Source organism: Nocardia sp. CA-135953 (assembly GCF_050955735.1).
Lineage (GTDB): Bacteria > Actinomycetota > Actinomycetes > Mycobacteriales > Mycobacteriaceae > Nocardia.
Genome location: NZ_CP192082.1, coordinates 4,429,697 through 4,436,908 on the forward strand (window position 1 = coordinate 4,429,697; position 7,212 = coordinate 4,436,908).

A 7,212-nucleotide genomic window follows, 5' to 3' on the forward strand; every position below is an offset into this window, starting at 1 on the left:
GATCGGACCGGTGTGGCTTCCCCGACCGGCGACCCACGCATAGGGTGGCGGGTCGTGACCGATGCCGAGCTGTTCGATCTTCGGCCATGGCCGCGGCCGGTGGCACGAATGCGGCTGACGAATTGGTCGAACTGGCAGGTGAGCGTGGCGATCTCGATGAGCTGCGGCGACTGGCGGCCGATGGCAACCGTGACGCGGTCGACCAGCTCGTCGAGTTGGCGTCCGACTACCGGGGGCGATGAATTTAGCGCGACATCTGTAATAGACGGCGTCGCGGACCAACTCCGCCTGCATCTTTCGGCCACGTGCATCGCAGCGGACGAGTCCACACAGTAGGTACGGGCGCAGACTGCTGGCTGGTCTGTTGCGTTCGAGATTGCTGCGCGACCTGTTGCCAGTGCCCGCTCGCCATCGCCTGAGCAATTGTGCTCGGGTGAATCTCTCGACCGAGACGATGCCAGGATGGGCCGGTCGTTTCGAGCAGACGACGCGGTGGGTGGGCAATCGCCGGAACCGGGTGATGTTGTCGGTGGCGCGTCTGCGAAATCCGCCGCACTGCGCCAGCCCAGTCTCGCGTTGACGTCAGCGGCACCGATGCATCCTTCGCGGCCGTCCAAATCTCAGAAATCGCCTGCGCGCCGAAGCTGTGACGCCCATCAATGACGACGTGAACAGCACCAGTCACGTTCGCATCTACAGGCTCCGAATCCAGTACGGGTGCAGCCGATTTCATGACTCTGTGCCTGCTGTCTCGGATCCTCAGTGGAGCGGTAATGGTTGAGCTCCTCTCGCTGTCTTGCCGTCAACCTGTTGGCAGGATCCGGGCGGGCACGAGGTTGACACAAGACCGCGTAGTGTGGCACGCGGACAGCCATGGCCGCGATCGCGACGCATCCCGATGCTGTTCGACATACCGGCACGATCGCCGGCGCGCATCACGATCCCGCGATCACAGCCAGATCGTTGCATGCTCTATCGAATGCCGCGGCGGTGTCAGTGGCACGTACATCACGATGGTCGGTCCGGACCACGGCAACCAGCTCACCCTCGCTGTCTGAGAAGCTTGCCTCGAATTCGCACGCGAGACCGTACCTGCGAGGTCAGCTGGCGCGTGGATAGGCCCAGTGGTTCGCCTTCGGCAACCGTGCACCGGCAGCGGCCCGTGCAGGTGGTGCGGCCGTCGCGGATTCCTTTTGAGGATCCTCAGCCGTGAGATCCTGGATGGGGAGAGTTTGTGCAGGTCAGCAGCTTTTGCGGGAAATTCAGCAGATCACGACAGGTGCGGTGCAGTAGCTGATGCGGATCCGCCCCAGTCAGAGAACCACGATCGTCGTGCATGATAACCACGGGCCGACGAGCAACCAGAACACTAGTTGTCAGCTGTGAATCGCTTGGTTGAACGTCAACACCGCCCACATCGGGGCTGTCAGGGCGTAGTACTGCATCGGAATGCCCATCAGTCGATGACGATTCACCGACAGCACCGGTCGTCCGGTCGACCGATCGTAACCGGGTTTCGGGCGGTTGAGGGCACTGCCGGCGAACCATACGGCGACACCGCCCACCACGAACCCGATCGACGTACCCAGATTCGCACCGGAAGCGGATTGTCCCAGCAGGTCGGCGATTCCGGTACCGGCGCCCGCGCATGCGGCGAGGATCGCGAGCGCGAAGATCCCGAGGCCACTCCAACTGATCACCGAGCCTCCTCCGTTGCCACAGTGACAACGCCATCGGTCGGTTCGACCGGGCCGAGCCCGAATCCTGTTGCCGACGCCGGAATAAACGTCGAGGTCTGCATGCCCGACGACTGGTGAAGGACCGGATCGTGCATGATCGCGTATAGCACCGACAACACCAGAATCATCAATACCGCCGCGACGAGGACCGCGATATCCACTCGCCTTCTCCGGCGCCAGTATTCGGGGTCCACCTCGATGGGCGCGGTCACCGAGGCGCCGGGCAGCGACCCGGCCGGTGGTGACCCACTCCCCGCCGCGTGCGCCGCGCGCGACTCGGCCGAGACGGTCGGCAGGATCGTGTCCAGTCCGTTCAACGGCACGCCGAGGATGTCCGACTGCAGGAAATCCAGCAATTCCTCACGTGACAGTCCGCCATCGCGCAAGGCCTGTGCCGCAGCGCTGGAATCGTCGGCGACCAGGCCGATTGCCAGGATTCCCACCGGTAGCGGCCACATGTTGTACCGATACGTCAAGCGCCAAGCGACATCGAGAGCCATTGAGCACGTCTGCGTCAGCTGGATATGCTCCCAGCTCCGTTCGCTGGCGGTATTGGGATCGATGACAACCTTGCCGGCCACGGCATCGGCGTCTCCGGCATGGAGCCAGATGCGATGCCACGCCCCGGGTGAGTCGGCCCGCATCAACGCCACGAGCACGTCCCTCGTGTCCACCGGGCCCCTGGCGGCCCGCCCACCCGTGGCGCGCAACGCTGTCGACACGGTGGAATGCAGTGGTACCCCTGGCAACACAGCAGTCATCACCGGCGGTCTGTCATTCATCGTTCCCCCGGGTTGTTTACTCACGTATGGCGCATTGATGGAGATCATGACGTCATAGGTAGATGCGACACATCGGTAATTCCGTAGATAATCGAGAACTCCAATTCTTGATCGGGATTCTCACGATATGACTGCGCTGTCCTGGACTGGGACATCCTTGTCGGCAGGAGAATTCGCTGCTTCTGTGGTTGAAGTTGGCTCAGGTGAATGTTTCCTGGCTCTGGTGTTTCGCGGTCGACGACTTGATGCGTGCCCTGGCGTTGACGATAGTGACCCGCGGGCTGTGCTCGACCGAGCCGACTCGGGACGCGACAACGCTGATCGAACGCGACCTACCGCTGGTGGCCCGCGGCCTAGCTTGGCGGGTGCTGTTGTCCGGCAAGGGATTCGAGTGGATCCTGCAGGTGACCGGTCGTCGTTTCGAGGCCGCGAACTCCCGCCTGCTTGACACCGTCGCCCAACTCGTCACGCAGTATCGCGCCGACGATCACACCCGAGGCGATCTGCTGGCGTTGTCAATTGCGGCACGCGACCCGGACACCGGAAACGGACTCACCGATGACCAGATCTGCGACGAGATGGTGAACCTGCTTTTGGCGGGCACCGAGACCACCCGGCAACGCGATGGCCTGGCTGTGGCAGGCCGTGGCGGCACACCCCACAGTGACACCGGTTGCACACCGCGGCACTGACCGGCGAGCTCGACTACCCTATGCGCGTCGCGCGGGAGACACGCGGCTGTATCCACCGCCGTGGCTGGTATCCAGACAAGCCTCCCGTCCGGTCCGTTGGGGCACATATAGCAACTTCCGGCAGGCGCGCAAATCCTGTTCAGCCCCTATGCGATTCAACGCGATCCGGCGTATTTTTCCGACCCGGTCCGATTCGACCCCGACCGCTGGTCGTCGGACCGAGCGCACGCCCCCGACAGCCGCGCCTGGCTCGTCTTCGGCGCCTGCTCCCAGAACTGCGGCGGCCAGGGATTCGCACTACTGGAGATGGCAGTCGTAGCCACCACCATCGCCCGCCGATACCGGTTGGTACCGACCCGCCCGGCACACGAGAAAGCTTCGGCCGCATTGGTTCCCGACCGCCTCCCCGTGCGGGTGGAGTCGTACACGTCAGATTGATCGCAGACCGGCGCGAGCACGCATAGCAGCCCCGCTGCGAACAATCGAAGTGTGATGCTTCAGGTCGTCGAATTCCCCAACACTCTCGAATTCGAGGACCGTCGAGGACGCGACGGAATGACATCGTCAATCCACCCGCTCGTCATCGATGTCCGCCGTGCCAGATGCGGACTCGTCCGACACCGACGGGTTCGGATCGCGAAGGCTCGGCGCACCCGACATCAGATCTGGCAGATCTGGTATGCCACCGACGATAGCCTCGATCGGAGCAAGCATCTCTGATGCTTGCTGTTGTGCGAGACGCGCTGCTTCCCTGATGGTTTCGGTGATGGTCCGGCTCAAGTCCTGCGCTGTCTCGCACTGGGCTCGAGGATCCAATCGTAGGTCGGTGACGAGTCCGGAGACATCGACGGTCGCTTCGACCAGCCCGTCGGAGGAACGAGCATGAGTACGCACTTCGGACAGCTGGCGCCGGATGTCGCCTAGTAGAGCGCGCTGCTGCTCGTATGCCTGAAAAAGGTGATCGACATGGCTGCGCATGCCGTCGTTTGCCGAGCGCAAACCTTCCCACCGCGATCGGTCCATCACTGTGTCTCCTTGTCGAGAAATGCGTAGCTGGTCAAGACATCCGGCGCCGCATGGAGACGATGTGGTCATTCATTTCGATCCTCTCTCGCCAGCAATGTCGGATGGTCGAGGTGCGAATGCTGCAGATCCACCCCTGCAACGCCTCGAAAATCGCCTTCGCCCACAGCCCACCGAAGGCGATTCACCCTCCGAGATGTAAATCATCGACGGATCGGTAGATCTCACACATCGGCTGATGATCGGTAACAGCGGACTTCGGTCCACTGACATCTAATTCGGCGGCGGGAGTAGCTCTTTCGTAGGGAGTGTTTGAACTGCGGAAACGGGTTTGGGGGTGTTGCGGTGGCAGCGTGGCGGCCTATCGTCGAAGCCGGGGGTTCGGAGGCGTCGATGGGCTCGTGGCTGGAGGAATTGCAGCGGCGGGAAGCCGGTGCGCGGGAGCGGGCGGAGGGGTTGCGTGCGCGGATCGCGGATTTGACCGAGCAGCTCGCTGCCGAGGAGCGGCTATTGTCGCGGTTGCAGGTCACCAGGGAAACGATGATCGAGATACTCGGTGCGACAAGTGATCTCGGTGAGATGGTCGGGTCCGGTGATAACGGGGCCGACCCGCAGGAATCGGAGTCCGAGTCCGGTAGTGGATCACCGATCGGGGTGGTGCTGGTGCCGCAGCGTGGGCCAGGGATGAAAGCTCCCGCGGCTTCGCCGCCAACCAGATCTGGCCGGCCATCGTCACCCTCGCGCTCGACCTCGTCGCCTGGTTGCAGACCATCGGCCTGCACGGCCGGCCCGCCCGCCGCTGGGAACCGAATACCTTACGCCTGCACCTGTTCTCGATCCCAGCACGAATCACCCACCACGCCAGACAAGTCCACCTGCGACTATCCCGCACAGCCGCAGCCACCAGCCTCGCACTCACCGTGCTCAATCGGCTACACGCCACTTGACCAGGTGAAACCCGCACCAACAACCAACGAAAGACCCCCGGGTATGCGGAACTCGGCACCCAGCCCGCAGCACGGGCCGTCCCTTCACACCGTTCTGCAGCCGGACCGGCCACAGACGGGCCACCGACCCACTCGGACCAGCACATCACCGGCGAGAAATATCGAGGCCAGCACTGCTGCTCGTCGTTAGCGTTGGCCTCGGGCACTCGCGCGCTGGAGGGAAACCGTTCCCGGGGTGGTTGTCAGTGCGCCTGTTGCACAGCCGAATCGGGTCGCTGACGACGGCCAGCCTCTCCGGCGGCGGACTGCCGGTAAGGTAAAGTCACTTCAACCAGTAAATACATTCAGGATGGAAATGGCAACACAGGCAGCCACTGTCGTCATTGACGAAACAGGCAACATCGAACACCTTCGGATGGAGGATACGAATCCGCTGTCCTGGTTGAGAGGAACACTGAAGTCCGACACGGTCGATCATATTGCACTCGGTCCACAAATGCGACTGTACTATGATCCTGAATCGACGAACCGTGAAAATCCTGTCGCATCCGAAATGCTTAGTGCGTACCCCACAGAAGCGCCGATTATCATCCGTGGAACGATCGCTGTATGCCGATGGGATCAGCGAACTGCCACGATGGGAGATTTATTTGTCGCTCAGGTCGACCGGATTTCGGAACGTTTCCTGCGAGATATCGTCTCGCGTAAGCAAGTGTGTTCTCTATCTATCGATTCTCGTTCCGGAAGCATTGAAAGAATCAATATACCTCCCGGATCGTCCGAGGCCGTGATTGCCCAACTGCTGGCCGAGAGGAACAAATCACAAACGCAGAGTCGAAGTCTTTCGGTTGACAGACTACAGGGCGAGATAGTAATGGTCTCGATAGCGACGATGGGCTGGCCGAACCTCGCTGCCCAAGACTTGTTTGCCGCCTTCGTCAACAGAGCAGAACCATTCATAAGTGATACGGCGCTGGTGTGCCGCGAGGACCCAAACACTGGGATGTATACCGACCTGATGAAAGAGCAGCTCGATCGTGTGATGATCGTATTCAACGCTATGCCGAACTATTATCGTTCGATGGGGTACTTCGGGACCGGGCGACCTGAGCAGCGATGGACAAATTCCGAAAAAGGCGAGCTCGGTTTCAGGTTCGACACCGATAATTGAAATAGTGAATCGCTCGCACAGTCCGATTCGCAGCGCATATCGAGAACCGACCGGATAGCTACTACGCGAACATCTGGGACGATCTCGTCCTGATCTCCCGCACACACGTCGCCTGTCTGTCGCTAACTGTCACCGATTGACGGTCCCAACCTCAAAATTTGACGTCGAGTAACGCATCCCATCGACACCGACTTTGCACGAATGGCGTTGCGCTGCGATGGCTTCCGATGTCTCGACCCTGGTGAGTCGAGGGCGGCGTCATCGACGGCCGGGCAGAATCTCGCTCGAGACCTCCGCCGAGCCATGCAGAATGGCGATCTCGACTATTACGTGGCCAAGGCGTGGGTGCACGACGAGCTCGACCCTGGCCGGCAGCAAGGTTCCACACCCCGACGACCAGGCCAGTACAAGAAACCTCCCCGATGAGCTGGCTACAGCCTGATGCATATCGATCTGGACCGGCCACCGAAGATTCGTGGGGAGTGACGAAACCGTGCGCACTATCGGGTCTTCGAGCACTTCCGTCAGTCCCTCTTTCAACAGCCCGCAGATCAGCGACACGACCATGCGCGGTACCTGTCACCGACGGCAACCACTCCATTGGTACATTCGCATCTCCCACCGTTTCCGCCAAGCACGGCCGTCATCGTCCGACGATGGATCAGCTGATTCCTCGGCATGACACCCGGCACCGCCTTGCCCGACGTCGGTCGATGCGCCGTCTCCGCGGCGGGATCCCGTTGCGCGGCAGGGTTGTTCGATTCGGTACCGGAAGACCCGCGCTGGCGCCGATGGTCCGCGGAAGCGTGCCGTTCGAAGTTGTCGGATGGTGCCGCCGATGTTTCGCCCGGGCTCGGG

7 protein-coding genes and 1 pseudogene are annotated in these 7,212 nt (G+C 61.7%); 5 read left to right on the forward strand and 3 right to left on the reverse strand.

From position 1 onward, the window contains the following. The first annotated feature begins 86 nt into the window (after positions 1–86). The gene (locus ACQPXH_RS20475) at positions 87–242 is read left to right on the forward strand and encodes a hypothetical protein (protein WP_433598147.1); all 156 of its coding nucleotides are present in this window, start codon (positions 87–89) and stop codon (positions 240–242) included. A gap of 1,134 nt (positions 243–1,376) precedes the next feature. Here the strand turns inward: ACQPXH_RS20475 and ACQPXH_RS20480 are convergent. Together ACQPXH_RS20480 and ACQPXH_RS20485 are read right to left on the reverse strand one after the other, a co-directional pair. Beyond that, positions 1,377–1,700: a hypothetical protein gene (locus ACQPXH_RS20480; protein ID WP_433597582.1), complete on the reverse strand. Its 324-nt coding sequence runs from the start codon at positions 1,698–1,700 to the stop codon at positions 1,377–1,379. After that, complete coding sequence (locus tag ACQPXH_RS20485; protein WP_433597583.1) at positions 1,697–2,413, reverse strand: hypothetical protein; 717 nt, start codon at positions 2,411–2,413, stop codon at positions 1,697–1,699. The genes ACQPXH_RS20480 and ACQPXH_RS20485 overlap by 4 nt, the downstream gene beginning before the upstream one ends. Positions 2,414–2,724: 311 nt before the next feature. On the opposite strand from ACQPXH_RS20485, the gene ACQPXH_RS20490 reads away from it, so the two are divergent. Next, complete coding sequence (locus ACQPXH_RS20490) at positions 2,725–3,213, forward strand: hypothetical protein (RefSeq protein ID WP_433598148.1); 489 nt, start codon at positions 2,725–2,727, stop codon at positions 3,211–3,213. Between the two features lie 126 nt (positions 3,214–3,339). Further along, positions 3,340–3,651: pseudogene (locus tag ACQPXH_RS20495) on the forward strand (cytochrome P450); the annotation flags it as partial. Positions 3,652–3,777: 126 nt separating this feature from the next. Here ACQPXH_RS20495 and ACQPXH_RS20500 read toward each other — a convergent pair. Beyond that, entirely contained in the window at positions 3,778–4,236 is a 459-nt protein-coding gene (locus ACQPXH_RS20500) for a YbaB/EbfC family nucleoid-associated protein (protein ID WP_433598149.1), read from the reverse strand. 641 nt (positions 4,237–4,877) lie between these two features. On the opposite strand from ACQPXH_RS20500, the gene ACQPXH_RS20505 reads away from it, so the two are divergent. Together ACQPXH_RS20505 and ACQPXH_RS20510 are read left to right on the forward strand one after the other, a co-directional pair. Continuing rightward, positions 4,878–5,183 (forward strand): transposase, encoded by a 306-nt coding sequence (locus ACQPXH_RS20505; RefSeq protein ID WP_433603521.1) that lies wholly within the window; start codon positions 4,878–4,880, stop codon positions 5,181–5,183. A 355-nt stretch (positions 5,184–5,538) separates the two neighbouring features. After that, positions 5,539–6,354, forward strand: a complete 816-nt coding sequence (locus tag ACQPXH_RS20510; RefSeq protein ID WP_433598150.1) for a hypothetical protein — start codon at positions 5,539–5,541, stop codon at positions 6,352–6,354. Positions 6,355–7,212 lie beyond the last annotated feature (858 nt).

Bases quoted from the DNA above. Each gene is read 5' to 3' on its own strand.
- ACQPXH_RS20475 (WP_433598147.1), top strand. From the start codon at position 87: ATGGCCGCGGCCGGTGGCACGAATGCGGCTGACGAATTGGTCGAACTG.
- ACQPXH_RS20500 (WP_433598149.1), bottom strand. From the start codon at position 4,236: ATGGACCGATCGCGGTGGGAAGGTTTGCGCTCGGCAAACGACGGCATG.
- ACQPXH_RS20510 (WP_433598150.1), top strand. From the start codon at position 5,539: ATGGCAACACAGGCAGCCACTGTCGTCATTGACGAAACAGGCAACATC.